The organism is uncultured Pelagimonas sp. (assembly GCF_947498515.1).
Lineage (GTDB): Bacteria > Pseudomonadota > Alphaproteobacteria > Rhodobacterales > Rhodobacteraceae > Pelagimonas.
This window is the reverse complement of sequence record NZ_CANMKO010000002.1, coordinates 568,748-594,324: the sequence shown is the minus strand read 5'-3', so window position 1 is coordinate 594,324 and position 25,577 is coordinate 568,748. Positions and strand designations below refer to the sequence as shown.

Genomic DNA, 25,577 nt, shown 5'->3' with positions numbered 1-25,577 from the left:
CTCAGGCTCAGGCTCAGGCTCAGGCTCAGGCTCAGGCTCAGGCTCAGGCTCAGGCTCAGGCTCAGGCTCAGGCTCAGGCTCAGCAATCATGTCTTCCGCAGCAGTAGCAACTTCGATCTTTAGCGGGTCTTCTTCTTGCGCAAGCGGCTCGGTCAAAGCGCCGTCGTCAGTGTCTGTACTTATGTCGTGAAATTGCACGACTGGTTCAGACGCCTCTAATGGGGCGGACAAATCCAGTTCTTGCTGAACATGTTCCTTTGGCGGTTCACTACCTTCGCTGAGAACGTTCGTTTCAACCGCGTCGTTCCCTGCGAGCGCATCTATCGATTCCTCGGCGGCATCATCAGACACCGGAGTTTCAACAACGTCCGGCTCTGCTTCGGCAAGGGGGGCAGCATGGACGGGCGTCAATGCCGCGTCATCCGCTGCCACTATCTTGATATGTTTTGACAGGCGTGTTGGCTCGGGGCCGTTCCACTTGCTGCTCGCACCAAAGAACACCGCGCCATTGAATTGGCCCTTTGGGGCGATGGCGGCATGTGCCACGGGTTCAAACCCGTTTTGCGTAGCAAACCCTTCGGCTTCGTCCAACGTTTCGCGGGCCACGGCGGCGATATATAACCGGCCATTGCGCGTCACATAGTCATAAACCAGATCGTCAACCGCATAGGGCGTCGCGCCATCCAACGCGGTGCGGGCGGCGACGTCTTGGGCTGTGGCATCCCCACCTAGATCAGCGATATCCAAATATCGGATTTGCTCATTGGGGATGATCAACGTGACTTGGGCACCGGTTGGGTCAAGGTCTTCGGCGCGATTGCGCAAACCCAAAACGGCGGCGTCGAGGTCACCGCTATCTAGCGGAACCTCTTGTATTTGTGCCCAAACATCACCGGTGCGGCGCAACAGTGCGATGCCTTGAAAGGACAGAGAAAGTGCAAAATTTGGTACCATGGAGCCGTCTTTACCAGCCTTACCTTGGCTATGGGAGTCTAATTGCCTGATGCGAATATAATACAGCAACTGTTTGCCGACGCAAAGAAACTTCGCGCATTGACCCTTGTAACCGGCAGGTTCCAGCGCAACATGACCGACATGTTTTATCCTAGGAGACCCTCATGCGCGTCCTATCCTTTGCCATTGCCCTGCTTTTGACCAGCCCGGTCCTTGCGGAAACCGTTCCAACTATCACCGTTTCGGGTGAAGCCAGCGTCGTCACAGCGCCCGATATGGCGACACTGTCGTTGGGGGCGACCGGTCGGGGCAAAGACCCGATCACGGCGATGAATGCCACTTCCGAGATTTTGGATGCGGTCATTGCCCGGCTACGCGATCAAGGGCTGGAAGAGCGTGACATCCAAACCTCTTCGCTGCGGCTCAACCGAATGGCTCGCTGGGATCGAGAAAAGGAAGTTGAGGTTTTCCAAGGATTTGAAGCCAGCAATATGCTCTCGATTCGGGTTCGTGACTTGTCCCAGCTGAGCGAAGTCTTGGGGGCGGTTTTGCAGGACGGGGCCAATAGCCTGTCGAACCTGTCTTGGGGTGTTCAGGATGCTCAGAAATTAGAAGACGAAGCCCGCCGTCGAGCGATCAAGGACGCCATAGCCAAGGCCGCGCTTTATGCGGATGCGGCAGGGGTGACGGTTGGCGCGGTCCAATCCATTCGCGATACGGCTGAGCCAATGGTTCAATCGTCTATGGCGCGCTCGGCGCCTGTGATGGAGGCCATGGCCGCGGATGTGCCGGTTGCCGCGGGCGAGATCGAGGCAACCGCGCGGGTGACTATGGTGTTTGAAATTGCGCAGTAAGCCAAAAAGATAGGCGGGGAGTTTCCCCGCCTGACCGTCGTTAATGTGGCCGCCTGACAGAGTTGACAGGCGGCTTTTCTATTGCGCCAGATTATGCGCTGGCTTTGGCCAGAGCCTGTTCCAGATCCGCGATCAAGTCGGTCGCATCTTCGATGCCAATCGAAATGCGCACCACATTCGGGCCCGCACCAGCGGCGGTTTGTTGCTCTGGTGTGAGCTGACGGTGGGTTGTCGAGGCCGAGTGGATCACCAAGCTACGTGTGTCACCCAAGTTCGCCACATGGCTAAAGATTTCTAGCGAATCCACAAACTTGACGCAAGAATCATAACCGCCCTTTAGCGCAACGGTGAACAGGCCACCGGCCCCTTTGGGGCAGATACGTGCGACACGATCATTGTAGGGCGACGAGGGTAGACCGGCATAGGTGACCTCTTCGACCGCCGGATGCGCTTCGAGCCAGCTGGCGATGGTTTGGGCGTTTTCCACATGGCGCTGCATGCGCAGCGACAGGGTTTCGGTGCCCATCAAAGTATAATGCGCCGCCTGTGGGTTCAACGTCATGCCAAGATCGCGCAGACCGATGGCAATGCCGTGGAAGGTAAAGGCCAGCGGGCCAAATGTTTCGTGGAACTTGAGGCCGTGATAGGCGGGCTCCGGCGCGCTGAGCGATGGGAACTTGTCGCTGGCGGACCAATCAAATTGGCCGCTATCCACGACGATGCCGCCGGTGACGGTGCCGTTGCCGGTTAGGTATTTGGTCAGCGAATGCACGACCAATGTTGCGCCATGTTTGATCGGATTACAAAGGTACGGAGTGGCCGATGTGTTGTCGACGATCAGTGGCAAACCCGCCTTGTCCGCAACGGCGGAAATCGCATCCAGATCGGTGATGTAACCGCCCGGATTGGCGATGGATTCGCAGAAAACCGCGCGAGTGTTGTCGTCAATCGCGGCGGCAACGGCGTCGAGATCATCGAAATCAACAAATTTAGCGTCCCAGCCGAACCGTTTGATCGTCTGGCTGAACTGGGTGATCGATCCGCCGTAAAGACGGGTGGACACAACCACGTTCAAACCTGGACCCATCAAAGGGAAAAGCGCCATGATTTGCGCCGCGTGACCGGACGAACAAGCCACCGCACCAACGCCGCCCTCAAGCGTGGCAACACGTTCTTGCAACACGGCTACGGTTGGGTTGGTCAGGCGCGAATAGATGTATCCAACCTCTTGCAGGTTAAACAGGGCGGCCGCGTGTTCGGCATCACGAAACACATAGGCCGTTGTCTGATAAATCGGTGTCTGGCGTGCGCCTGTGGCCGGGTCCGGGCGGGCTCCGGCGTGGATTTGCAGCGTGTCAAAGCCATAATTTGGGGCGTCGGTCATGGTTCTCTCCCTTAATTCGTTGCGACAAGGGGTATGCGATTGCTGACCACGCGGCAACGGGGCATTCTCAAAAAGACTGTTCTGGCGATCTGATTGGAACTTTTGTTCTGCTTTTGGCGAGGCTCGCGAAACTTTCGTTCCGCCAGATCATCGCATCCAGAACCCTTCGCGTTTGATTTTGTTGCGAATGGCCTGTTCCTTGCGGGGCAGGTCGTCGCGATCAAAGAGGGCGCGTACTTTGTCACCCCGGTTTTGGTAAATCATTCGTTTGAACGGATCATAGGCCTTCAGAACCTTTTTAACCTTGTTCGGTGTGGCAATCGCGGTGAGTGTTTCGACCACCAAATCGCTTTCACGGGCATAGAGCAAAGGCAAAAGCCGATAGTGGCAAGTGACATCGCCATCCAACATCCCATCGGGCAAGGTATCGCGCCCGCCGCCCAATGCGTGGATCACCAAAGGCAAAGCCACCTGATCCAACCAAGGATCAAAGCTTTGACAGACCAATTCGGGTGGGGCGTTGTCGCGGATTTCGAGCGCGTATTTCAGGAACAGGTCGCCAAAGATTTTGGGGCATTTGTAGAAAAAGAAACCGGCGTTGAAATACAGGTAGCGCCGCCAATATTCGTCTGGCCAACTGGTATCGAGCGAGCTTTCGAAATCGAGATCAAAGCGATCATAGAGCGATTTCCACGTCTCATTATAGCCCGGCCCATAAAGTTCAAGCTTGGGCCAGGTATCTTCGCGCCGCATAGAGGCGGTGGGCCGGTCAAAATCAAATGGAACAGTGTTGAGATCGCCGGTCACCAATGTATCGGTGTCAAAGAAAACGAATGGCTCACCCTCGGGCAGGGCGGCAAGCGCTTCGATTTTGTTGCCGTAGGGATAGGCATGTCCGAAATGCTGGCTCTCGAAAGAGATAAATGTCGCCCCCAGTTCTTCGAGCAAAGCGTGACAGGCCGGGTCGGCAATGCGCGGGTCATGGGGCCAAAGCGGGCCGGGTAGGGGTTGCGCGATAAAAAGGCGAAACCGTTTGGAACGGGTATTGCGTTTCAAGGACGCCGCAAACAGCACCGCCTCGTATTGAAGGCGCCCGGATTGCGCGACTATGCAAATATTTACAGTTTGAGGTGCGCGCGCTTTGCGTGCCATGCTGTGCCTGCCCGTGTTTGTCTTTTGCGGGCACTATAGGCAGGATTTTTGGCGTCCAAAAGCGTTGATCTGTCTTTGATCCTTGAATTCAAGCAGGAGAGCAGGATGCTCGACGTTTTTTTGATTGTTTTGGCCGCCGCAGCAGGGGGGAATGGCGATGCCGATGCGCCGGTTGTTGCCGCTATTGCGGATACGGCTGCGGAAACTCTGGTCCTTGATACCGGGGATGCGCCCGCGGCCGCACCGGGAAGCAGCAGTGGCGAGGATCTGCCGCCTGGCGCAAAACCCGAAGTCGCCGCCGAGCCCGAAGAGCTTCCATATGAAGCAGAGCAGCAAGTGGCCAGCGGGCGTTTCACAACAGCGCTAGAGGTCAAACCGATCATGAACATGACCCGCGCCAATTGGGTTGCGGTGCGCGATTACAATGGCCAAGACCTTGTTTATGTGACGCATATTTGGTCGTGGCGCTGTGGTTTGGTCGCAATGAAGTTTGCAGTGAACGACAATGAACTTGAGGAATGGCCACTTCCCAAGTGTCATGATGATACCAATAGCCCAAATGCGATGTTGCCCGAAGACGGCTTGCCCTATCGGGAATTCCCGGCTGGGTCGGTTGAAACGCTCACGGTTGAATTGATCTATGATGACCTCACCATTGATCGCGCCACATTTAACCGCAAAGGGGTGATGTTGCCCTAAACGCGGCCTCACTCTGATTTTCCCAAAGCACAGAAACTTGCCAATTCTCGATCAAACAGCGCGCCATTTGGCGCGCTGAACCCTTGCAGGCCAAGGGCCGCCGCGCTAAAGCCAAAACTAACTCGAAATACGCCCGACCCAAAACACGAAAGAGGCCTGCCCAATGTCGATTGACATCGAGACCGCCGCAAAGGTGGCGAAACTTGCCCGTATCAAAGTTGAAGATGAGGCGCTTCCGGCGCTGGCGCAGGAATTCAATGATATTCTTGGGTTTATCGAGCAGTTGAACGAAGTCGATGTCGACGGTGTTGAGCCGATGGTATCGGTCACACCGATGCGTCTAAAGCGTCGTGTCGACGGGGTAACAGACGGTGATCAGCAGGAAAAAGTGCTGAAAAACGCGCCAGATGCGCGCGAAGGCTTTTTTGCGGTTCCGAAGGTGGTAGAATAATGGCTGATCTCAACAACATGAAAATCGCCGAGGCCCGTGACGCATTGCGCAAGGGGGATGTGACGAGCCTTGAGTTGACCGAAAGCTGTTTGACGGCGATCGAAGGGGCCGGCGCGCTAAACGCCTTTGTGCATAACACGCCGGATATGGCTCGCGATCAAGCCAAGGCCGCCGATGCGCGGATCAAGGCCGGCGATGCCCCCGATATGTGCGGTATTCCCTTGGGGATCAAAGACCTGTTCTGTACCAAGGGTGTTGAAAGCCAAGCGGCATCGAACATCCTCAAAGGGTTTAAGCCGGAATACGAAAGCACCATCACCAGCAAGCTGTTTGAAGCGGGGTCGGTTATGTTGGGCAAGCTCAACATGGACGAATTCGCCATGGGGTCGTCCAACGAAACCTCGGCTTATGGCAATGCGGTGAACCCGTGGCGTCGTGGCAATGACGACGCTCAACTCACTCCGGGTGGAAGCTCGGGCGGGTCAGCGTCGGCTGTTGCGGCCGACCTATGTCTGGCCGCGACTGGCACCGATACGGGCGGTTCGATCCGTCAACCGGCGGCCTTTACCGGCATCACCGGCATCAAGCCAACCTATGGCCGTTGCTCGCGCTGGGGCGTTGTGGCCTTTGCGTCGTCACTGGATCAGGCCGGCCCGATGACCAAAGATGTACGTGATGCCGCCATTATGCTTGAGGCCATGTGTGGTCATGACCCAATGGACAGCACATCCGCCGATCTGGCCGTGCCGAATTTTGAGGCCATGCTGACCGGTGACATCAAGGGTAAAACCATTGGTATTCCTAAAGAATACCACATGGATGGCATCCCCGATGAAATCGAAAAGCTTTGGGCCGATGGCCGTCAGATGTTGCAAGATGCCGGTGCTAAGATCGTGGACATTAGCCTGCCGCATACCAAATACGCGCTTCCGGCCTATTACGTGATTGCCCCGGCTGAGGCGTCTTCGAACCTCGCGCGTTATGACGGTGTACGCTATGGCCACCGCGCCACGCTTGAGGCGGGTGATGGCATCACCGAGATGTACGAAAAGACCCGCGCCGAGGGCTTTGGTCACGAAGTTCAGCGCCGTGTCATGATCGGCACCTATGTTCTATCGGCCGGTTTTTACGACGCCTATTACAACCGCGCCCGCAAAGTTCGGACATTGATCAAGAAAGACTTTGAAGATGTGTTTGCCCAAGGTGTTGACGCGATCCTGACACCGGCCACCCCATCCTCAGCCTTTGGTTTGGGTGAAATGAAAGACGCCGATCCGGTCCAGATGTATCTGAACGACGTCTTTACCGTGACGGTGAACCTTGCCGGTCTGCCGGGGATCGCGGTTCCTGCTGGACTAGACAAACAGGGTTTGCCCCTTGGGCTGCAACTGATTGGGCGTCCTTGGGAAGAGGGCGATTTGCTAAATACCGCCTATGCGCTTGAGCAATCTCTTGGTTTTGTAGCCAAACCGAGCAAATGGTGGTAAGCGCCCCCAAAGGTTAACACCGATAGGTGAGGCAGGAGCGAAGATGCGGTTAATGATGTTGAGTGTGGCGGCGCTTGCCCTTGTGGCATGTGGTCCCAAGATTCCTGACAGTGGCGCGGGTGTCGTTGATACCGGCACCGGTGTTGGGTTTGGCGACTACGACAATTATGACGCTCAACGCGAAGCCCAGCTGAATGGAACCGCTCCTGCGACGATTCCTGGCCCTGTTGATGTGCAAGCCACGCCGTTGGACAGTGCTGAGACGGACGCGGCCCAACGCGCTGCGTCGACCAATTCCGGGGTTGCTCCTGTGAATGCTTCGCCCGCCAATGCGACCCCTGCGGTTGTGCGCAATTCGGACGGAATTTCCGGTGAAAACGATTTTGATGCGGTTGCGGCACAACGTGATATTCAGGCGGATGCAGCATTGATCGCGCAGAACCGCGCGCAATATACGTTGATCGCCCCGACCGACCTGCCCAAACGTCCCGGTAGCAACGCCCCTAATATTGTCGAATACGCATTGCGGACCGACAACCCGGTCGGCACGTCGCTGTACAAACGCTCGAGCTTCCGGGCTGAGGCGAAATTCAACAAAGCCTGCGGCGCTTTTGCCTCGGCTGATCTGGCCCAAGAAGCGTTCTTGGCCCAAGGCGGGCCGCAAAAGGATCGCAAGGGTATGGACCCGGACGGCGACGGTTTTGCCTGTGATTGGAACCCCAGCCCGTTCCGGGCTGTGCGCGGCGGGTGACTTAGACCTGTGATTGGATCTAAGGACGCAATCGCTTTTCCTTCAGAAAACTTCGGGCCGCGGCGCAATTGCGCGCGGCCCGATTTGATCGTGTTGCACTACACAGCCATGACAAGCGCCAGTGGCGCACGTGATTGGCTTTGCAACCCAGAAGCCGAAGTTTCGGCCCATTACGTCATCGCCGAAGATGGCCATTTGTGGCAGTTGGTGAGCGAAGAGGATCGCGCTTGGCATGCCGGGGCAGGGGCGTGGGGCGGGATACAAGACGTGAATTCCCATTCGATTGGGATCGAAATCGCGAACACAGGGTCACAACCCTTTGCTGACCCGCAGATGCGAGTTCTAGAAAATCTGTTGCGCGGGATCATGACGCGTTGGGATATTCCGGCTGATCGGGTGATTGGCCATTCTGATTGTGCCTTGGGGCGCAAGATCGATCCCGGTCGGCGGTTTGATTGGCTGCGCTTGGCCCGTCAAGGATTGGCCATATGGCCAGATGCCGCGATGCCGGGTGATTTTGCCAAGGACTGTGCCGCCTTTGGCTATGTTGCCGAACAAGGGCAGCAAGACCAGCTTTTGGACGCTTTTCGTATGCGGTTCCGGCCATGGGCTGTGGGACCGTTGGATGATATGGACCGGGGTCTTGCGGCCGATCTTGCGGCGCGCTGGCCGTTTCAATCTGAAACAGACTTCGTGGTGTGACGCTGCTACATTATGCGCTTCCGCGCGCTTGAATGACATCTGTTGTGAGGTGATGGCCGATATCGCTGCTGCGCTGTGTCATTCCAATCGATAAGGCAGAACCCCGCGCAAGGCCGGATCAATAGACAAGCGTTTCTCTAAGGGAGGAACGGAGCGTTGGTGGCACTTGGTGCGCTCACAAATACGACAGGAAATTCCGATCGGTTCAAAGGCCGCGGCACGGGTGAAATCCATATCATCGGCATAGACCAAAGCAGCAGCGTGGCGCACGTCACAGCCCAAAGCAATGGCGTAGCGCCGCGTTGGGGCCCCGAAATGACCGCCGGTTTTGCTTACGTCGCAGGCAAGTGAGATATAGCGCACCCCGTCTGGCGTTTCGGCCAGTTGGCGCAGGAATTGACCGGGCGTTTCAAAGGCACGGTGCACGTTCCAAAGCGGGCAGGCCCCGCCGAAACGGGCGAATTGCAGGCGTGTTGCGGAGTGGCGTTTGGTGATTGTCCCAGCTTGATCGACACGTACGAAAAAGAACGGGACCCCTTTGGCACCGGGGCGCTGCAAGGTGGAAAGCCGATGCGCGATTTGTTCAACCGATGCACCGAAACGGGCCGAGAGAAGTTCCAGATCATGGCGGGTTTCTTGGGCGGATTCCAAGAAGTCCTTGTAAGGCATCATTGCCGCCCCAGCGAAATAGTTGGCCAAACCAAGTTTGGCGATGGCGCGGGCTTCGTCGGATTGAAAGCGCGCCAGATCAAGCGTGGCATCCAAGAGTTGGTTTTGCCCAAGCAAGGCGACCTGAACCAGCAATTGAAAGGTTTGGGTTTCCACTGGTGCCAGCGCGCTTAGCGTCAATTCTTGGCGGTCAACGTCAAAGCGGCGCATCGGTGTGGTTTGGGTGAAGCGCACCGTGACACCTTCACGCGACAGGCGCGAAATCGCAGCGTTGCGAATGTCGGGTTCTGTGCTCGATAGCTGCGCGTAATGCTCGGCGGCGCGATCAACCGCATCAATGTAGTTGTCACAATAGTGAAAGAAATCACGCACCTCTTCCCATGGGCTTGGGCGGAGCTGGGCGTCTTCGCGGCCAAGGGCTTCGTCGAGCGAGGCCAATCGTTCATGGGTTTGCTTGTAGGCACGGTGTAGCGCCAGAAAGGCGCGGGCAAAGGCCGGTGCATTGGACGCCGTGAGGCGCAGGTCGGCCAGTTGCGGGGCGGCCTCACCAAATACCGGATCGGCAAGGGCTTCTCGCATGTCCGACACCAACCTCTCGGCGTCGCCTTGGCCAAGTTCGGTGACGTCAAAGCCAAATTCCTGCGCCAGTGCCAAGACAACCGTGGTCGACACCGGGCGGTTGTTGTTTTCCATCTGGTTCAAATAGGGCAGGGACACGCCCAGCTTGGCGGCAAAGTCTTTTTGCGTCAGGCCAAGCCGCGTCCGGATGTCACGAAGCTTGGCCCCGGCATAGAGCTTTTGAGTTGCCATGTTTGCACCTTTGCGATTAACTTATCGCAAGTTTGCAAGGTAAATCAGGTGGCGTCCAGCCCCCGAAGCAGTCTTTCGCGACGTATGACCAGAAGAATAACGACCACCGAAGCCGCAGACGTGCCCGCCATCATGAAGAGCAGAGGCCAAGCGCCGGTTTCAGTGCTCAGCAAAAGGCCGGCCATCGCAGACATCGCAGCCCCGCCGCCGAGCATGATCGCGCCGCCCAAACCCGAGGCCGTGCCGGCAAGCCGAGGCCGGACCGACAACATGCCAGCCGTCGCATTGGGAATGGTCATGCCATTGCCGATCCCGACAAAGGTCATAAAGCCAAAGAACACCCATTTGCTATCAAGCCCAGAGGCAAAAAACACCATGAGCATCATCATTGGAATGGTGACAATGATGCTTCCCCAAAGGACCATTTTGTTCACGCCGATCCGGGCTGCAAAGCGGCCGGTGATGTAGTTGCCAAGGAAATACCCAACTGCCGGTGCCCCAAAGAAGAAGCCCAATTCCGCGGCGTCCATGCCATAGAGTTCGGTTCCAATAAACGGGGCCCCCCCGACATAGGAAAAGAACGCACCAGAGGAGAGCGCCGAGGCCATAGCATATCCCCAAAATCGTGGAGAGGTGAGAAGCTCGGGGTATTCACGGACTTGTTGGCGCAGGCTTTGGCCGCTCCGGACATTGGTTTCACCAACATCCTCATAGGCGATCCACAAGATAAGCAGCCCAACCCCGAGGAGGAGCCAGAAGTTGGCCTGCCAGCCCATTAGCTCGCCCAAATAGCCGCCAATCACCGGACCAACCATCGGCACAACTGACATGCCCATGGTGACGTAGCCAATCATCGAGGCGGCTTGGTCTTGGGGGTACATGTCTCGGACAATGGCGCGGCTTAACACCATGGCGGTGGCGCTGACGGCCTGAAACATCCGGAAGATCAGGAAGCTATAGACATCGGGCGCAATCAAACATCCGATGGTGGCGATGCAAAACAAAGCTATCCCTGCAAGCAAAACCGGACGGCGCCCAAAGTGATCAGACGTTGGCCCGATAAAGATTTGCAAAAGCGCATTTGCACCCAGATACCCGGCCACAGCCAGCTGCATCACCTGATATTCGGTGTCAAAATAGGCTGTCATCATCGGCAGCGATGGCACAAAAATGTTCATTGCAAGGGCTGATAAGCCTGCCAGTAGAACCAGTGTGACAATATGTGGCGGGGTGGTGCGGTCCCGAAATCGGACCTCAATACGGGTATCCATCCCGTATCGGTAGGCTTCAAAATCTGGTTTGTCCATGAGGGCTATGACAAGACAGGTTAGTTTGCAGTTTTGCAAGTTTACAATTGGGTAATATTCTTACTTTGCAAATTTGCCAAGAATCCCTTGAGACAAAGGGTTTGCCCTGTATTTTCACGCCAAAGCTTTTGCGCGCCGATCTGGCAACCTCCTGCAATGCGCACAATGCCTGTGCGCGGATTTGCAGGAACCGGGGGGAGGGCGCGACTTGGATAGGAAAGGGATGGCACATGAAAGACATTCTCCAGGAACTGCATGACCGCCGTGAAAACGCGCGTTTGGGTGGCGGACAACGCCGGATCGACAGCCAGCACGCCAAAGGCAAGCTGACTGCGCGTGAGCGGATCGACCTGCTTCTCGATGAGGACAGCTTTGAGGAATACGACACCTTTGTTGCCCATCGCTGCACCGATTTCGGCATGGAAGACAACCGTCCCTATGGCGACGGAGTTGTCACCGGCTGGGGAACGATCAACGGTCGCATGGTCTATGTCTTTAGTCAGGACTTTACCGTTCTGGGTGGCTCGGTCTCTGCGACCCATGCCCAAAAGATTTGCAAGATTATGGACATGGCGATGCAGAACGGCGCGCCTGTTATCGGGCTGAACGACTCCGGTGGTGCGCGTATCCAAGAGGGTGTCGACGCGCTTGCCGGTTACGCCGAGATTTTCCAGCGCAACATCATGGCGTCCGGTGTTATTCCGCAGATTTCCGTCATCATGGGCCCCTGTGCCGGTGGCGCGGTGTATTCGCCAGCGATGACCGACTTCATCTTTATGGTCAAAGACAGCTCTTACATGTTTGTCACTGGCCCTGATGTTGTGAAAACCGTGACCAATGAGGTCGTGACCGCCGAGGAACTTGGCGGGGCAAGCACCCACACCAAGAAATCGTCGGTTGCCGATGGCGCGTTCGAAAATGACGTCGAAGCGCTTGCCGAAGTGCGCCGCTTGGTCGACTTCCTGCCGCTTAACAACAAAGAAAAGCCGCCGGTGCGTCCGTTCTTTGATGATGTTGATCGGATCGAGAATAGCCTTGATACCCTGATCCCCGAAAACCCCAACATGCCCTACGACATGAAGGAGTTGATCGCTAAGGTTGCGGACGAAGGCGATTTTTACGAGATCCAAGAGGATTTCGCCGGCAATATCCTAACCGGTTTCATTCGCCTTGAGGGGCAAACCGTAGGTGTTGTTGCCAACCAGCCAATGGTTTTGGCGGGCTGCCTTGATATCGACAGCTCGCGCAAAGCGGCGCGGTTTGTTCGCTTCTGCGATTGTTTCGAAATTCCGATCCTGACCTTGGTCGACGTTCCCGGCTTCCTGCCCGGCACCAGCCAAGAATATGGTGGCGTTATCAAACACGGCGCGAAACTGCTCTTCGCTTATGGCGAAGCCACGGTGCCAAAAGTCACAGTGATCACCCGCAAAGCCTATGGTGGGGCCTATGACGTGATGGCGTCCAAGCACCTGCGCGGCGATGTGAACTATGCCTGGCCCACCGCCGAAATCGCCGTGATGGGCGCGAAAGGCGCGACCGAGATTATTCACCGCGCCGATTTGGGCGACGAAGAAAAGATCGCAGCGCACACCTCGGAATATGAAGATCGCTTTGCCAATCCATTTGTGGCGGCTGAGCGCGGCTTTATTGATGAGGTGATCCAACCGAAATCAACCCGCCGCCGTGTGTCCCGTGCCTTTGCTATGCTGCGCAACAAGCAGATTAGCAACCCATGGAAAAAGCACGATAACATCCCGCTCTAAGGACGATCATGGCCAAGGGAAACCATAAGTCTCGTCAGAGTTGGCATGAGCTGCGCGATGGTGCGCAACTCACGCTGACCCGGCATCTGCCGGCGCGTTTCGACGTGTCAGCAGAGACCACTCTGCCGCCTGCGCGGCGGGGGCGGTTGGCGCGCCAGATCCGTCAAGATCTGTGGCGCGAACTTAGGGGCTTGCGCGGTTTCTCTCCTGTGGTAGTCATTGTCGCCACGGAAGAGGGGGTAAAAGTGACTGCGGGCGGCCAGTTTTTGGTGCGCGGAGCGGTTCCGACCAACCTTTCGACCAAGATTCAAGCGCTGTTGGACAGCCCGGCACATCGTGCACGTTGGTTGTCTTGGGCGCGGGTGCGTAGCGTATGAGCTGGCACACACGAGTTATATCCCTGGGTGCGCCCGGGATTTTCGCAGCCCCGGCGGGAGGACCCTTCGGGGGTCGGGGCTGCACCTTACTCATCGCCCTTTCAACAACACTGTTTATGGCGCTTGGCGCAGCAAATGCATCTGCCGAAGAACCGGTTGAGGTGCCTTCGGGCCTTGATGTGGTGTTCCACGATTGGCTGGACGATCAAGGCGCGCATCGTTTTCGTTTTATCGCGCCTGAAATCGGGCAGGGCGGAAAGCAGTTCGATGATGTGGTCGATGACATGGCGCATCTGTGTGACCAATTCGTTCTCCCTCAGCTGGAAATCCAAGAGCTTCAGGCATCACAGGTTGTGATCAGTCTTATGGCCGAACCCGTGGATTTTGGTGAAATGGCGCCCGGTGTAACCCAGTTTTTCGAGAGTTATAGCGTCGAAAACGGCCTCTGTATCTGGGAGCTTTTTTGATGCGTACACAATATCTTGCGGATCGACTCTCATGTGGACAACTTTCTGAGGCTTTGCAGTCACAGGATTTTCTCTCGGGATTGGGAACGTATCTTTTTGACATCCTGTCCGTTAATTTGAGCCCAGATTGCTCCCAAGCAGTCTTTACCTCGAAAAGGGGTCTGGCATGGCTTTGCGGCTGTGTTGGCCTCGTTGAATCTGACAGGAGTCTTAGATGTCCAAGAGCATCAAACTGCTTGCCATGTTCGCCATCGTTGCAGGCGTTTCCGCCTGTGGTGGCCAACAAGAAGAAGAGTTCGTTGTCGTTGATCCAGAGCCGATCAGCGTTGAGCCCGTCTACACCGGCAAGTACAAGTAAATGTACCCCGGAGCGGGCCTTCGGGCCCGTTCCGAACCATACCGCGCGCGACGTTGGTGTGAAAAAGCTTTGCAAAGCTTTGGCAAACCTCTTGCATGAGGTCGCATCGCAAGGCACCCCCCGTTGGGAAAACCATTCGGAGGGCATACCATGCTAAAGCATCGCGGTTTCCCCGGGCGTTTGCCGGGAACTGATTTCCAATTCACAATCCGTCGCCCCAACCCCAAGGGCGTCACTGCCATCACCGTGCGTGAGAGGTTTCGCGACCGTCGTCCGCCGGACCGTCGCGCCGACGCGGCCTTTATGACGGCGCTGTGGAGCCATTTTGGCGACCAACCGTTTGAGCGGGGAAATTTGGATGCCGGGCGTCTAAGCTGGCTGTTTGGCCGCGAAGTGCTTCCGTATGACGATCCGTTTGATCCCGAAAGCTATGACGCCTTGCTGGTGATCGACGAAACTGCGGCCCGCGCCGCCTTTCCTGAGTCTTTTGACAATCCGGAGCAATTGGCATGATCCTGCTTGCGGCCATCCGATTTGCGCAAAACGCTGCCGAAATGGGCCTGCGTTTTCCTTTGCGCTATGCGATGGCCAATGGCTTTGGCAGCTTAGGGTTGAAAAGTGAAACGTGGACCCAAGACACGATCATTTTTCAACGTGACCCTTCCCTTTTGGGGCGGCTCGGACATTCCCCTGTCCGTCCGCCCCGCCTTTTCAAGGCTTCGGAAATTTCTGCTACTCGGCAAGGGTTTGCCGAGGAATCCTCATGTAAACCACGCTCATGGACAGATCGGTCGTTTTCGTGGTCCATGGCGGTATCCGCCATAAGGATCATTGAGGAGAGCAAAACATGCAAAGATACAGATGGATTGCAGCAGCGGGAATCGCGCTTAGCGCGTTGGCCGCATGTGGTGACACAACAGGCGAGCAAGCGCTTGCCGGTGCAGGGGCAGGCGGCGTGGCCGCGGCTGTCCTTGATCAAGACCCGCTTGTCGGTGCCGCCATCGGTGCTGCGGGCAACATCGCTTATTGCAAGAAATATCCGGACCGCTGCTGATCACTTTCAGCACACGGTTCGCGTTGGATTTGACCGGTCTCGTCCCTGGGGTTCCCTAGGGTACGAGGGCGGTCTTTTTGTATGTTCTGGCGCGCTTTGCGCAGCCAGGCCCGAGACATAAGGAAAGGGACAGATATGTTCGACAAGATCCTGATCGCCAACCGTGGTGAGATCGCCTGCCGCGTCATCAAGACCGCGCGCAAAATGGGTATCAAGACTGTTGCCGTCTATTCAGATGCCGACAAACAGGCGCTGCATGTGCAAATGGCGGACGAAGCCGTTCATATCGGCCCGCCACAGGCCAACCAGTCTTATATCGTGATCGACAAGATCATGGATGCGATCCGCCAGACCGGCGCACAGGCTGTGCACCCGGGTTACGGTTTCTTGTCGGAAAACTCCAAATTCGCCGAAGCCCTTGAGGCCGAAGGCGTGGCCTTTGTCGGCCCCCCAAAGTTCGCGATTGAAAGCATGGGTGACAAGATCACCTCGAAAAAGATCGCCCAAGACGCCAAGGTGAGCACCGTTCCCGGCTATATGGGTTTGATCGAAGACGCCGATGAGGCGGTCAAGATTTCGAATCAAGTTGGCTATCCTGTCATGCTCAAAGCCTCCGCTGGTGGTGGTGGTAAAGGTATGCGGATTGCGTGGAATGACGAAGAGGCCCGTGAAGGGTTCCAATCGTCCAAGAACGAAGCGGCCAACAGCTTTGGCGATGACCGGATTTTCATCGAAAAGTTCGTCACGCAGCCGCGCCACATCGAAATTCAGGTTCTTTGTGATGCGCATGGCAATGGCATTTACTTGAACGAGCGTGAATGCTCGATTCAGCGCCGTCAGCAAAAAGTTGTTGAAGAAGCGCCATCACCCTTCCTTGACGAAGCAACCCGCAAAGCCATGGGCGAACAATCCGTCGCTTTGGCCAAGGCCGTTGGTTACACCAGCGCCGGCACGGTGGAATTCATCGTTGATGGCGATCGCAACTTCTACTTCCTAGAAATGAACACCCGCTTGCAGGTGGAACACCCTGTAACCGAGTTGATCACCGGTGTTGATCTGGTGGAACAAATGATCCGTGTCGCCAATGGCGAGCCGCTGAGCATCACACAGGACGACGTGCAGCTGAACGGTTGGGCAATCGAAAACCGTCTCTATGCCGAAGATCCATATCGTGGTTTCTTGCCCTCGATCGGCCGTCTGACACGCTATCGTCCACCGGCTGAAATCGCCGCTGGTTTGTTGTTGGAAAACGACAAGTGGCAGGGCGATGCGCCAAGTGGTGACAACGCGGTGCGCAATGATACCGGCGTCTATGAAGGCGGCGAAATCAGCATGTATTACGACCCAATGATTGCGAAACTCTGCACATGGGCACCAACCCGTGAGGCCGCAATCGAGGAAATGCGTGTGGCGCTAGATAGCTTTGAAGTTGAAGGCATCGGTCACAACTTGCCGTTCCTGTCGGCGGTGATGGATCACCCGATCTTCATCAAAGGCGACATGACCACCGCCTTTATCGAAGAGCAGTACCCCGATGGCTTCCAAGGCGTCACCTTGGCCGAGGCGGAGCTACGCCGGGTTGCGGCCGCCGCTGCTGCCATGAACCGTGTGGCGGAGATTCGTCGGGCGCGTGTCTCGGGTCGTCTCGACAACCACGAGCGTGTCGTTGGTGCGAATTGGAATGTTGCGGTTCAGGGCGAGAGCTTTGATGTCATCGTCAATGCGGACCAGAACGGATCGACTGTTCAATTCTCAGATGGCGAAGAGCTGCGCGTTGAAGGCGATTGGACGCCGGGCGATAGCCTTGCACGGATGACTGTGAATGGCGCGCCATTGGTGCTCAAGGTTGACAAAATTACCCATGGGTTCCGCATGCGCACCCGTGGTGCCGACCTCAAGGTCCATGTTCGCAGCCCACGTCAGGCCGAACTGGCGAAACTGATGCCTGAAAAACTGCCACCGGATACCTCGAAAATGCTGCTCTGCCCGATGCCGGGTCTGATCGTCAAAGTGAACGTGTCCGAGGGCGACGAAGTTCAGGAAGGGCAGGCGCTTTGTACGGTTGAAGCGATGAAAATGGAAAACATCCTGCGCGCCGAGAAAAAGGGTGTGGTCTCCAAGATCAACGCCGCAGCGGGCGATAGCCTAGCCGTGGATGATGTGATCATGGAATTCGAGTAACCCTGTGATCCGGGCCACCACATATCTTTCCGTATCTGCGGAAACCAAGCGTCAACCCTTCTCGGCTAAACCTGTCGGAACGGATGTTTGGCGATTGGACGCGGCTTATGGTGGCCCGATTAAATATCTTTGGGCGGATGGCGGTGCTTTTGGCGCTTCTGTCGGCCTGCACGCTCGACAAAGAAGCCGAGTTGCGCGCACAGCTAACGGATTGGGTGTTTCTAGCGCAAACCCGTGTTTTCGTTTCCAAAATGAGCTGCACCGCTGCGGTGTTCGATCTGGTTCGCCCCGAGATCAGCAGCAAAGTCGAACGGGCGAAATCCATCGAAACGGCTTTGACGCGGGTGCGCAACGGGCGACCGGTCTTGTTCGATATACCCGATCTCAGCCCAAACGAGATTTCCCAACAATTGATGTCCAAGGATTTGGGCAAAGGGCTTGGCATGTTGTCGACGGGCGTCGGCCCAGCCAAGGAATGTATGGAAGACGAGGTTGCAGCGGGGTATTATGCCGTGCTGATGTCGCCGGACACGCGTACAATTTACGATCCGGCTGGCGACGCGCTTCTGATGATCTATCCGCCTGGAAACCTCGCGTTTTTCCTTCGTGGCAACGTGTAACGGCGCTCTCATCATCGCAAAGCCGTTTTGTTGCTCCCGGTCGGTTTGCTTATCGCTCGCGGATCTCTTGTTGGCGTAGCGGGAGCTTGTCGATTGAGCGAGAAATCTCGCGCATGTCCCATGGGGCCGGTTTGCGGATGACCACGCTGCCATCTTTGGCCAACACCACCAACATAAACCCACGGGCGCGCAATTCCTGGCGCACCGCACTGCGGGCTTTGGGGTCGGTGTCGGTGATCACCACCACATCGCGTTCTAACAAGACTTCTGGGCGATCCTCAATCAACCGCATCTGTTCGGTGAAACGAGGGTCGTTAGGATTGTCTGCAAAAACGACGACAATGCGTTTTTGCCAGATCCAGTCCTCTAAGGTCGTTTCCAATGCGTCCTGGATCAGGGTAAACGGTTCCTCGGCCTCTGTGGCGGAAAACGCCATAGAACCAAGGGCTACGGGCAACAGCGCCGCGATGGCGAGACGTGAAAATGCGTTCATACCCATAGATATAGGCGCTGGATGGCGCGCTGCACAGGGCACATTGCCCGATGACCGCGAAAATTTTAGCATTAACGACATTGTCATAAGCAAGGCAGCAGGGTCCAAGGCATCTGCAATTTCCCGCGTCACCCGTGTCGCGGGTTCCGAAAAGGGCCGCTGCCTCATGGACGTCATCCTGCATATCGGTGCGCATCGCACCGGCTCGACCAGTTTTCAAAACTACCTCCGGGCGAACCGGAGCGAATTGTCGGCGCAGGGTGTTGGGTTTTGGGGCCCGTGGCGCACCCGCAAGGGCCTTTTGCATGGGGTCGCCGATCGTCCGGTTAACTCTGCGCAGGCGCGTCGCTCGGCCGGCCGTGTGCAACTAAATCTTGCCGGGGCCAAAGGGCAGGGGGCCAAGGTTCTTGTTGTTTCGGATGAAAACATCATCGGGACTGCACGGCGCAATTTGCGCAAGCGGGTGATGTACCCCGACATTGGCGAACGCATGGCGCGGATCAATGTGGCTTTTGATCCAATTAAACGTGTTGTTCTGCAAATCCGGTCGCCTGATCGTTGGTGGGCCTCGGTGATGTCCTATCTCATTCCGCGCGGAGAAGCGGTTCTGGATGAAATGGCGTTGGATAACATCGCAAGCTCGGATCGCAGTTGGCGCCATGTTATCACCGATCTAGCCTGTGCTTGCCCAGACGCCGAAATCGTGGTGACACCTTTTGAACGTTTCGCGCCTCATCCGGATGATTTGCTAGGTGTGGCCATTGGCCGTGCCAATATACCCTCCGCCGGGATGGGTGAATTTTGGGCCAACCGCAGCCCGAACCTAAGAACGCTGCGTGATGCCTTGATGGATCGCGGTGATTTCCCTGACCTGCTGCCCGATGACACCGGGCGCTGGCAACCCTTTAACGCTTTTCAGGCCTCTGCTTTGCGCGAGGCCTATGCCGATGATCTGTACTGGCTGCGCGCCGGGGCAGAAGGATTGGCAAAACTGAGAGAAGATCCCATGCCCGCAAGATCAGCGAACAAGCTGGCGGCGGTGCTGACTGAGAGAGGACAAGCCTATGACCGATCTGCCCGACGATTGGAAGAAACTCGCTGAAAAAGAACTCCGCGGACGTCCGCTGGACGATCTGACATGGAATACATTGGAAGGGATTGACGTCAAACCGCTTTATACGGCGGATGACACTGCAAACCTTGACCATATGGGCGGCACACCCGGTGTTGGCCCTTTCACCCGTGGCGTTAAGGCCACCATGTATGCGGGCCGCCCCTGGACGATCCGCCAATATGCTGGCTTTTCCACCGCCGAAGAATCCAACGCCTTTTACCGCAAAAACCTAGCTGCTGGTCAGCAAGGGGTCTCGGTGGCCTTCGATCTCGCGACACACCGTGGTTACGATTCTGACCATCCGCGTGTTGTTGGGGATGTCGGCAAGGCAGGCGTGGCCATCGACAGTGTCGAGGACATGAAAATCCTGTTTGACGGCATTCCGTTGGACAAGGTGTCGGTCTCGATGACGATGAACGGCGCGGTCATCCCGATCTTGGCGAATTTCATTGTCGCCGGTGAAGAGCAGGGGCATGACAAATCGCTTTTGGCGGGCACCATTCAGAACGACATTCTGAAAGAGTTCATGGTTCGCAACACCTATATTTACCCACCAGAACCCTCGATGAAAATCATCTCGGACATTATCGAGTACACCTCGAATGAGATGCCGAAATTCAACTCGATCTCGATTTCGGGTTACCACATGCAAGAAGCGGGCGCGAACCTGGTTCAAGAACTTGCTTATACCTTGGCCGATGGCCGCGAATATGTTCGCGCCGCGATCAATGCGGGTATGGATGTCGATAAGTTTGCCGGCCGGTTGTCGTTCTTTTTTGCGATTGGCATGAACTTCTTCATGGAAGCGGCGAAACTGCGCGCTGCGCGGACCTTGTGGCACCGGGTCATGACCGAGTTTGACGCAAAATCGGAACGCTCCAAAATGCTGCGCACTCACTGCCAGACCTCTGGCGTGTCTTTGCAGGAACAAGACCCTTACAACAACGTGATCCGCACAGCCTATGAGGCGATGAGCGCAGTTTTGGGCGGCACACAATCCTTGCATACCAATGCTTTGGACGAAGCGATTGCTCTGCCGACCGAGTTCAGCGCACGTATCGCCCGCAACACGCAGATCATCCTTCAGGAAGAAACCGGTGTGACAAATGTGGTCGATCCGCTGGCAGGGTCATACTATGTCGAAAGCCTAACGGATCAGTTGATCAATGACGCCTGGGCCCTGATGCAAGAAGTCGAGGAAATGGGTGGTATGACCAAGGCGGTGGCGTCTGGTATGCCAAAACTGCGGATCGAGGAATCGGCGGCGAAACGTCAGGCGATGATCGACCGTGGCGACGAAGTCATTGTCGGCGTGAACAAGTACAAGCTTGAGAAGGAAGACCAACTCGACATTCTCGATGTCGATAACGTAGCGGTTCGCGAAAGCCAAATCGCCCGTCTCGAAAAAATGCGGGCTGATCGCGATGAAGCGGTATGCAGCGCGGCCTTGGCCGAACTGACCCGCCGGTCCAAAGAAGGTGGAAACTTGCTTGAGGCCGCCGTTGAGGCGGCACGGGCCCGTGCGTCTGTTGGAGAAATCAGCATGGCTATGGAAGACGAGTTTGGCCGCCATCGCGCCGAAGTGAAAACCTTGGCCGGTGTATATGGTGCCGCCTATGAAGGCGACGAAGGGTTTGCTGCGATCCAGAAAGACATCGAAGCCTTTGCCGCAGAAGAGGGGCGTCGCCCACGGATGCTCGTAGTCAAAATGGGTCAAGACGGTCATGACCGTGGTGCCAAGGTGATTGCGACGGCCTTTGCCGATATCGGTTTTGACGTTGATGTTGGCCCGCTGTTCCAAACTCCGGACGAAGCCGCACAGGATGCCATCGACAATGACGTTCATGTTGTCGGCATCAGCTCGCAGGCCGCCGGGCACAAAACCCTTGCGCCGCAGTTGATCGAAGAGCTGAAGAAACAGGGAGCCGAAGATATTTTGGTGATCTGTGGTGGGGTTATCCCACAGCAGGACTATGATTTCCTCAAATCCGCCGGGGTCAAAGCTATCTTTGGACCGGGGACCAATATTCCTGAGGCGGCGCAGGATATTCTGCGTTTGATCCGCGATACCCGTAAGTAACGCACATCGTAAACAACGTAATTGGCGCGCCCCTGGATACCAAGAGCGCGCCTTTTTTGTTTAAGCAGCTTGGGCTGCGTCTTCGGAGCTAGGTGTTGACAGGCGCAGGGCCGCAAATCCCAAGACGCCGGAGACCAAAGAGCCGAGCAAGACGCCAAGACGCACGTGGTTCATAAGTTCCGGATCGGCAAAGCTGAGTGATCCGATAAACAGTGACATGGTAAAGCCGATACCAGCAAGACAGGCCACGCCGTAGATTTGCGCCCAATTGGCCCCCGCTGGGGGTTGGGCTAAACGTAGTTTCACCATCAGCCAAGTTACGCCAAATACGCCGATCTGTTTGCCAAGTACCAATCCAAGGGCGATGCCCAATGGCAAAGGTGCGGCCAGATCAGCGAGACTTAGACCAGTGAGAACAACACCCGCATTGGCAAAGGCGAAAATCGGAACGATTAGGAAGAGGACATAGGGGGTCAACGCGTGTTCAAGGGAATGCAGCGGAGATTTTCCCCATTTATCCTTGAGCGGGATAAAGAACGCGGTGATGACGCCTGCCAGAGTCGCGTGGACGCCCGATTTCAACACCAAGACCCACATGATCACGCCTAGAAACAGGATCGGTGCTACGCGGTGTACACGACGTTTATTGAGCCAGAACATCGCCAAGACTGGGACGAGAGCCATAAGCAGGTAATCGATTTTGAGCTCAGCTGTGTAGAACAGGGCAATGATCAAGATAGCGCCAATATCGTCGAGAATAGCGAGGGTTAGAAGAAACACTTTGAGCGATGAGGGAACGCGGTCGCCGACCAGAGCCAAGACCCCGAGCGCAAAGGCGATATCGGTGGCGGCGGGAATAGCCCAGCCAGACGCGGTTGCCGGGTTGCCCCAGTTGAAACCCAAAAAGATCAGCGCCGGAACCACCATGCCGCCGACCGCTGCCATTCCGGGCAACACCACATCGGCGGGGTTCTTTAGCTTGCCTTCCAAAAGCTCGCGCTTGAGTTCAAGCCCAATCAAAAAGAAGAAGACAGCCATTAGCCCGTCATTGATCCACAAGATAAGGGGTTTTTCCAGACCGCTGCCGTTCAGGGTCACGGAAAAGATGCTGTTGAGGACACCCTCATATGTCCCCGCTAGACCAGAGTTGGCGACGATTAGCGCCGCCAAAGCAGCCGCCATCAAAAGCAACCCTCCAGAAGCTTCGTGTCGGAAAAAGCGGTCAATTGCGCGTAGCAGCATCGGTCCCTCAGATTTATTGGAAATTTCCTGACAAAATCTGTAGTTTGAAGGTAGGTTTTCAAGGGGAAACTCCGGTTATTACGGGATTTATCCCCGGATTTCGGGCGATTTGGCCACAAAGGACACAGAATGCTGGAACTCGATCACATTGCCGTCTTGGGCGAGACACTCGAAGAGGCCGCAGCCCACCTTGAGGCGGCGGTGAACTTGCCGCTTTTGCCCGGCGGAAAACACGCCCGCTTTGGGACGCATAACCGTCTTTTGGGGCTCGCGCCGGAAATATACATGGAGGCGATTGCCATTGATCCGGCGGCGGAACGCCCCAAGGAACCGCGTTGGTTTTGGTTGGATGAATTTCGCGGACCTGCGCGGTTGGATAAATGGATATGTCGTGTCAAAGATCTTGATGCCGCTTTGGACGCACTGCCTATGGCGGGACGTCGGGTTGATTTAGAACGCGGTGATTTACGCTGGTCCATGGCGGTGCCACAGGATGGGCTGCAGGCCTTTGACGGGCTGTTTCCAGCGTTGATCCAATGGCATAGTGATTTAATGCCGGGGCGGGTCTTGCCTGCGGGAGGGCTAGAGCTAAAGCAACTCACCGTGTCGCATCCGGATGCCGATGCCATGATCGATCTTCTAGCCCCTGTCTTGCGCTCGCCACTTGTGACATTTGCGACCGGCAAATCGGGGCTGACGGCGCGTATCGCAACCCCGCAAGGTGAGGTTGAATTGACCTGACCGGCGGGGTTGCTCCAAGCGGCAAGTAGATGTCTTGCAACCCTGCGCGTGCTCAGGCACAAGATTGCGCGTCGGACCGATCTGATTTTCTTACAAAGAAATCTCGCCGGATCGCCTGACAGCTGCTTGGTGCTGACGTAAGGTAGTCTCATGTCGATTTGGTCTCGGATATCACAGGCAGTGGCGGCCCTCGCCTCGGGCGAAGGGCTTTCGGCGGTTTTTGAAAAACTGCGTAGCCCGCCGGAACGGTCAATCGCCTTTACGATTGCTGTTATTGCCCTGTCTGCCAAAATGGCCAAGGCCGATGGGCTTGTGACCCGCGACGAAGTCACCGCCTTTCGTGAAGTGTTCCAAATCGCAGTCGAAGACGAAGAAGGGGCAGCAAAGGTTTTTAACCTTGCACGTCAGGATGTTGCCGGTTTCGAGGACTATGCAAGCCGGATCAAATCCATGTTCGGGTCTGAACCCGGAACCCTATGCGATTTGATGGAAGGGCTATTTCACATCGCCATGGCCGACGGCACCTACCATCCGGCCGAAGACACGTTTTTGACCGAAGTGGCAGCGATTTTTGAAATCGATGAACTGCGGTTTCGGACCATGCGCGCGCGTTTTGTTCCAGATGCCACACCGGACCCATATACGGTTTTAGGGGTGACGCCGGATATGCCGATAGAAGACATCCGCAAGCATTGGCGCCAGTTGGTTCGCGAAACCCACCCCGACGTTATGATCGCCCGCGGTGTTCCGAAAGAGGCGGTGAAACTGTCTGAACGGCGGATGCAAGACATCAATGATGCTTGGGCCGAGATCAGCGGGAAAGGGATCTGATGCGGCTTGCTACCTATAATGTTGAATGGTTTGACGCGCTTTTCGACAATCAGGGGCAGCTGTTAAATGATGGGGAATGGTCGGCGCGCCACAATGTAACCCGCGCCCAGCAAATCGAGGCGTTGGGCATGGTGTTTACCGCGCTCGATGCCGATGGCGTCATGATTATTGAGGCCCCGGACACCAACTCGAAACGTTCGACCACCAAGGCGTTGACGACATTTGCCGAGAGTTTCAATTTACGCTGCCGCGAGGTGGTGACAGGTTTTGCAAACGATACCCAGCAAGAGATTGCCTTTCTATACGACCCTGATGTTCTGAGTGTTCGCCATGACCCGCAAGGCGCTGGAAACACGGATGCGCCGGGGTTTGATCAGGTGTTTGAGATTGATTTGGATGTCGATGCCGATCGGGATGAGGTCAGGTTTTCCAAACCGCCGCTTGAGCTTGTGGCGACGGCGAAAAGCGGAGCAACATTTCGCCTAATTGGGGCCCATCTGAAATCCAAGGCCCCACATGGCGCGCGGTCGCGTGATGAAGTCATGCGGATTTCAATTGCCAATCGGCGCAAGCAGTTGGCCCAAGCAATTTGGTTGCGTCGCCGTGTTGAACAACATGTGTCCAAAGGCGAAGCGACAATCGTGATGGGCGATTTAAACGACGGCCCCGGTTTGGATGAATACGAAAACCTGTTCGGTCGAAGCTCGGTCGAGATTTTGTTGGGCGAAGGGGCGCATGCCCTTTTCGATCCGCATGCGAGCCAAGCTTTGGGAGGCCGTTTGAACGCGCACCCGACCACGTCTCGCTTTTTCCTCAAGGACAAAAAACGCTACCTTCAGGCCCTGCTTGATTACATCATGATATCGCGCGACCTTCGGTCAAAAAACGGGGAATGGTGCATTTGGCATCCGTTTGATGACCCGCGGTGTTGGGCACTGCCGGAGTTGCGTCAGGCCTTGTTAACTGCCTCGGATCATTTTCCGGTCACATTGGATATCGATTTGTAACCCAGTTCCCCCTTACATGCGCGCGGTCG

At 56.2% G+C, this 25,577-nt stretch carries 25 protein-coding genes and 1 pseudogene; 19 read left to right on the top strand and 7 right to left on the bottom strand.

The window, feature by feature from the left end; genetic code table 11:
• A pseudogene (locus Q1A43_RS06330) lies at positions 1 to 954 on the bottom strand (hypothetical protein); the annotation flags it as partial.
• Between the two features lie 164 nt (positions 955 to 1,118).
• Here Q1A43_RS06330 and Q1A43_RS06325 point away from each other — a divergent pair.
• Positions 1,119 to 1,808 (top strand): SIMPL domain-containing protein, encoded by a 690-nt coding sequence (locus Q1A43_RS06325; RefSeq protein WP_299933500.1) that lies wholly within the window; start codon positions 1,119 to 1,121, stop codon positions 1,806 to 1,808.
• A 91-nt stretch (positions 1,809 to 1,899) separates the two neighbouring features.
• Here Q1A43_RS06325 and Q1A43_RS06320 read toward each other — a convergent pair whose 3' ends face one another.
• Positions 1,900 to 3,192 (bottom strand): aminotransferase class I/II-fold pyridoxal phosphate-dependent enzyme, encoded by a 1,293-nt coding sequence (locus Q1A43_RS06320; protein ID WP_299933498.1) that lies wholly within the window; start codon positions 3,190 to 3,192, stop codon positions 1,900 to 1,902.
• 147 nt (positions 3,193 to 3,339) lie between these two features.
• The gene (locus tag Q1A43_RS06315; protein ID WP_299933496.1) at positions 3,340 to 4,344 is read right to left on the bottom strand and encodes a hypothetical protein; all 1,005 of its coding nucleotides are present in this window, start codon (positions 4,342 to 4,344) and stop codon (positions 3,340 to 3,342) included.
• 105 nt (positions 4,345 to 4,449) lie between these two features.
• On the opposite strand from Q1A43_RS06315, the gene Q1A43_RS06310 reads away from it, so the two are divergent.
• From Q1A43_RS06310 to Q1A43_RS06290, 5 genes are all read left to right on the top strand, one after another.
• Complete coding sequence (locus tag Q1A43_RS06310; protein WP_299928059.1) at positions 4,450 to 5,043, top strand: hypothetical protein; 594 nt, start codon at positions 4,450 to 4,452, stop codon at positions 5,041 to 5,043.
• Positions 5,044 to 5,206: 163 nt separating this feature from the next.
• Positions 5,207 to 5,494 carry an Asp-tRNA(Asn)/Glu-tRNA(Gln) amidotransferase subunit GatC gene (gene gatC, locus Q1A43_RS06305; protein WP_299933494.1) on the top strand — a complete coding sequence of 96 codons (288 nt, stop codon included), beginning with the start codon at positions 5,207 to 5,209 and terminating at the stop codon, positions 5,492 to 5,494.
• Positions 5,494 to 6,981, top strand: coding sequence for an Asp-tRNA(Asn)/Glu-tRNA(Gln) amidotransferase subunit GatA (gene gatA, locus Q1A43_RS06300; protein ID WP_299933492.1), 1,488 nt, complete (start codon positions 5,494 to 5,496; stop codon positions 6,979 to 6,981). Before gatC ends, gatA begins: the two co-directional genes overlap by 1 nt.
• 43 nt (positions 6,982 to 7,024) lie before the next feature.
• Positions 7,025 to 7,732 (top strand): hypothetical protein, encoded by a 708-nt coding sequence (locus tag Q1A43_RS06295; protein WP_299928051.1) that lies wholly within the window; start codon positions 7,025 to 7,027, stop codon positions 7,730 to 7,732.
• 108 nt (positions 7,733 to 7,840) lie between these two features.
• Positions 7,841 to 8,434, top strand: coding sequence for an N-acetylmuramoyl-L-alanine amidase (locus Q1A43_RS06290; RefSeq protein WP_299933490.1), 594 nt, complete (start codon positions 7,841 to 7,843; stop codon positions 8,432 to 8,434).
• 78 nt (positions 8,435 to 8,512) lie between these two features.
• Here the strand turns inward: Q1A43_RS06290 and Q1A43_RS06285 are convergent, their stop codons facing one another.
• Positions 8,513 to 9,913 (bottom strand): short-chain fatty acyl-CoA regulator family protein, encoded by a 1,401-nt coding sequence (locus tag Q1A43_RS06285; protein WP_299928045.1) that lies wholly within the window; start codon positions 9,911 to 9,913, stop codon positions 8,513 to 8,515.
• Between the two features lie 44 nt (positions 9,914 to 9,957).
• Complete coding sequence (locus Q1A43_RS06280) at positions 9,958 to 11,220, bottom strand: multidrug effflux MFS transporter (protein WP_299933488.1); 1,263 nt, start codon at positions 11,218 to 11,220, stop codon at positions 9,958 to 9,960.
• A gap of 230 nt (positions 11,221 to 11,450) precedes the next feature.
• Here Q1A43_RS06280 and Q1A43_RS06275 point away from each other — a divergent pair, with 230 nt between their 5' ends.
• The 8 genes from Q1A43_RS06275 (at position 11,451) to Q1A43_RS06240 (ending at position 18,040) form a co-directional block, all read left to right on the top strand.
• Positions 11,451 to 12,983, top strand: coding sequence for an acyl-CoA carboxylase subunit beta (locus tag Q1A43_RS06275; RefSeq protein WP_299933486.1), 1,533 nt, complete (start codon positions 11,451 to 11,453; stop codon positions 12,981 to 12,983).
• An 8-nt stretch (positions 12,984 to 12,991) separates the two neighbouring features.
• Positions 12,992 to 13,360: a hypothetical protein gene (locus Q1A43_RS06270; protein ID WP_299933484.1), complete on the top strand. Its 369-nt coding sequence runs from the start codon at positions 12,992 to 12,994 to the stop codon at positions 13,358 to 13,360.
• Positions 13,361 to 13,476: 116 nt separating this feature from the next.
• Positions 13,477 to 13,827, top strand: coding sequence for a DUF6497 family protein (locus tag Q1A43_RS06265; protein WP_299933482.1), 351 nt, complete (start codon positions 13,477 to 13,479; stop codon positions 13,825 to 13,827).
• 214 nt (positions 13,828 to 14,041) lie between these two features.
• Complete coding sequence (locus Q1A43_RS06260) at positions 14,042 to 14,185, top strand: hypothetical protein (RefSeq protein WP_299928030.1); 144 nt, start codon at positions 14,042 to 14,044, stop codon at positions 14,183 to 14,185.
• Positions 14,186 to 14,335: 150 nt separating this feature from the next.
• Positions 14,336 to 14,698: a hypothetical protein gene (locus Q1A43_RS06255; protein ID WP_299928027.1), complete on the top strand. Its 363-nt coding sequence runs from the start codon at positions 14,336 to 14,338 to the stop codon at positions 14,696 to 14,698.
• A 334-nt stretch (positions 14,699 to 15,032) separates the two neighbouring features.
• The gene (locus Q1A43_RS06250; RefSeq protein ID WP_299928024.1) at positions 15,033 to 15,239 is read left to right on the top strand and encodes a hypothetical protein; all 207 of its coding nucleotides are present in this window, start codon (positions 15,033 to 15,035) and stop codon (positions 15,237 to 15,239) included.
• Between the two features lie 135 nt (positions 15,240 to 15,374).
• The gene (locus Q1A43_RS06245; protein WP_299928021.1) at positions 15,375 to 17,420 is read left to right on the top strand and encodes an acetyl/propionyl/methylcrotonyl-CoA carboxylase subunit alpha; all 2,046 of its coding nucleotides are present in this window, start codon (positions 15,375 to 15,377) and stop codon (positions 17,418 to 17,420) included.
• A gap of 107 nt (positions 17,421 to 17,527) precedes the next feature.
• A complete protein-coding gene (locus Q1A43_RS06240; protein ID WP_299933480.1) occupies positions 17,528 to 18,040 on the top strand; it encodes a hypothetical protein in 513 nt (170 codons plus the stop codon).
• A 49-nt stretch (positions 18,041 to 18,089) separates the two neighbouring features.
• On the opposite strand, the gene Q1A43_RS06235 is transcribed toward Q1A43_RS06240, so the two are convergent.
• On the bottom strand, positions 18,090 to 18,533 hold the full coding sequence (locus tag Q1A43_RS06235; RefSeq protein WP_299933478.1) for a DUF4174 domain-containing protein: 444 nt from the start codon (positions 18,531 to 18,533) through the stop codon (positions 18,090 to 18,092).
• Between the two features lie 166 nt (positions 18,534 to 18,699).
• Here Q1A43_RS06235 and Q1A43_RS06230 point away from each other — a divergent pair, with 166 nt between their 5' ends.
• Both Q1A43_RS06230 and scpA read left to right on the top strand, forming a co-directional pair.
• Positions 18,700 to 19,635: a hypothetical protein gene (locus Q1A43_RS06230; RefSeq protein WP_299933476.1), complete on the top strand. Its 936-nt coding sequence runs from the start codon at positions 18,700 to 18,702 to the stop codon at positions 19,633 to 19,635.
• The gene (scpA, locus tag Q1A43_RS06225) at positions 19,598 to 21,727 is read left to right on the top strand and encodes a methylmalonyl-CoA mutase (protein ID WP_299933474.1); all 2,130 of its coding nucleotides are present in this window, start codon (positions 19,598 to 19,600) and stop codon (positions 21,725 to 21,727) included. The genes Q1A43_RS06230 and scpA overlap by 38 nt, the downstream gene beginning before the upstream one ends.
• A 60-nt stretch (positions 21,728 to 21,787) precedes the next feature.
• Here scpA and nhaA read toward each other — a convergent pair whose 3' ends face one another.
• Positions 21,788 to 22,969 carry a Na+/H+ antiporter NhaA gene (gene nhaA / locus Q1A43_RS06220; protein ID WP_299933472.1) on the bottom strand — a complete coding sequence of 394 codons (1,182 nt, stop codon included), beginning with the start codon at positions 22,967 to 22,969 and terminating at the stop codon, positions 21,788 to 21,790.
• A gap of 129 nt (positions 22,970 to 23,098) precedes the next feature.
• Here nhaA and Q1A43_RS06215 point away from each other — a divergent pair, with 129 nt between their 5' ends.
• The 3 genes from Q1A43_RS06215 (at position 23,099) to Q1A43_RS06205 (ending at position 25,548) form a co-directional block, all read left to right on the top strand.
• On the top strand, positions 23,099 to 23,710 hold the full coding sequence (locus Q1A43_RS06215) for a VOC family protein (protein ID WP_299933470.1): 612 nt from the start codon (positions 23,099 to 23,101) through the stop codon (positions 23,708 to 23,710).
• A gap of 150 nt (positions 23,711 to 23,860) precedes the next feature.
• A complete protein-coding gene (locus Q1A43_RS06210; RefSeq protein WP_299928000.1) occupies positions 23,861 to 24,541 on the top strand; it encodes a molecular chaperone DjiA in 681 nt (226 codons plus the stop codon).
• On the top strand, positions 24,541 to 25,548 hold the full coding sequence (locus Q1A43_RS06205; protein ID WP_299933468.1) for an endonuclease/exonuclease/phosphatase family protein: 1,008 nt from the start codon (positions 24,541 to 24,543) through the stop codon (positions 25,546 to 25,548). Before Q1A43_RS06210 ends, Q1A43_RS06205 begins: the two co-directional genes overlap by 1 nt.
• Positions 25,549 to 25,577 lie beyond the last annotated feature (29 nt).

Excerpts from the sequence above, each read along its gene's own strand:
- Q1A43_RS06325 (WP_299933500.1), top strand. The coding sequence starts at position 1,119 with ATGCGCGTCCTATCCTTTGCCATTGCCCTGCTTTTGACCAGCCCGGTC.
- Q1A43_RS06320 (WP_299933498.1), bottom strand. The coding sequence starts at position 3,192 with ATGACCGACGCCCCAAATTATGGCTTTGACACGCTGCAAATCCACGCC.
- Q1A43_RS06315 (WP_299933496.1), bottom strand. The coding sequence starts at position 4,344 with ATGGCACGCAAAGCGCGCGCACCTCAAACTGTAAATATTTGCATAGTC.
- Q1A43_RS06310 (WP_299928059.1), top strand. The coding sequence starts at position 4,450 with ATGCTCGACGTTTTTTTGATTGTTTTGGCCGCCGCAGCAGGGGGGAAT.
- gatC (WP_299933494.1), top strand. The coding sequence starts at position 5,207 with ATGTCGATTGACATCGAGACCGCCGCAAAGGTGGCGAAACTTGCCCGT.
- gatA (WP_299933492.1), top strand. The coding sequence starts at position 5,494 with ATGGCTGATCTCAACAACATGAAAATCGCCGAGGCCCGTGACGCATTG.
- Q1A43_RS06295 (WP_299928051.1), top strand. The coding sequence starts at position 7,025 with ATGCGGTTAATGATGTTGAGTGTGGCGGCGCTTGCCCTTGTGGCATGT.
- Q1A43_RS06290 (WP_299933490.1), top strand. The coding sequence starts at position 7,841 with ATGACAAGCGCCAGTGGCGCACGTGATTGGCTTTGCAACCCAGAAGCC.
- Q1A43_RS06285 (WP_299928045.1), bottom strand. The coding sequence starts at position 9,913 with ATGGCAACTCAAAAGCTCTATGCCGGGGCCAAGCTTCGTGACATCCGG.
- Q1A43_RS06280 (WP_299933488.1), bottom strand. The coding sequence starts at position 11,220 with ATGGACAAACCAGATTTTGAAGCCTACCGATACGGGATGGATACCCGT.
- Q1A43_RS06275 (WP_299933486.1), top strand. The coding sequence starts at position 11,451 with ATGAAAGACATTCTCCAGGAACTGCATGACCGCCGTGAAAACGCGCGT.
- Q1A43_RS06270 (WP_299933484.1), top strand. The coding sequence starts at position 12,992 with ATGGCCAAGGGAAACCATAAGTCTCGTCAGAGTTGGCATGAGCTGCGC.
- Q1A43_RS06265 (WP_299933482.1), top strand. The coding sequence starts at position 13,477 with ATGGCGCTTGGCGCAGCAAATGCATCTGCCGAAGAACCGGTTGAGGTG.
- Q1A43_RS06260 (WP_299928030.1), top strand. The coding sequence starts at position 14,042 with ATGTCCAAGAGCATCAAACTGCTTGCCATGTTCGCCATCGTTGCAGGC.
- Q1A43_RS06255 (WP_299928027.1), top strand. The coding sequence starts at position 14,336 with ATGCTAAAGCATCGCGGTTTCCCCGGGCGTTTGCCGGGAACTGATTTC.
- Q1A43_RS06250 (WP_299928024.1), top strand. The coding sequence starts at position 15,033 with ATGCAAAGATACAGATGGATTGCAGCAGCGGGAATCGCGCTTAGCGCG.
- Q1A43_RS06245 (WP_299928021.1), top strand. The coding sequence starts at position 15,375 with ATGTTCGACAAGATCCTGATCGCCAACCGTGGTGAGATCGCCTGCCGC.
- Q1A43_RS06240 (WP_299933480.1), top strand. The coding sequence starts at position 17,528 with ATGGTGGCCCGATTAAATATCTTTGGGCGGATGGCGGTGCTTTTGGCG.
- Q1A43_RS06235 (WP_299933478.1), bottom strand. The coding sequence starts at position 18,533 with ATGAACGCATTTTCACGTCTCGCCATCGCGGCGCTGTTGCCCGTAGCC.
- Q1A43_RS06230 (WP_299933476.1), top strand. The coding sequence starts at position 18,700 with ATGGACGTCATCCTGCATATCGGTGCGCATCGCACCGGCTCGACCAGT.
- scpA (WP_299933474.1), top strand. The coding sequence starts at position 19,598 with ATGACCGATCTGCCCGACGATTGGAAGAAACTCGCTGAAAAAGAACTC.
- nhaA (WP_299933472.1), bottom strand. The coding sequence starts at position 22,969 with ATGCTGCTACGCGCAATTGACCGCTTTTTCCGACACGAAGCTTCTGGA.
- Q1A43_RS06215 (WP_299933470.1), top strand. The coding sequence starts at position 23,099 with ATGCTGGAACTCGATCACATTGCCGTCTTGGGCGAGACACTCGAAGAG.
- Q1A43_RS06210 (WP_299928000.1), top strand. The coding sequence starts at position 23,861 with ATGTCGATTTGGTCTCGGATATCACAGGCAGTGGCGGCCCTCGCCTCG.
- Q1A43_RS06205 (WP_299933468.1), top strand. The coding sequence starts at position 24,541 with ATGCGGCTTGCTACCTATAATGTTGAATGGTTTGACGCGCTTTTCGAC.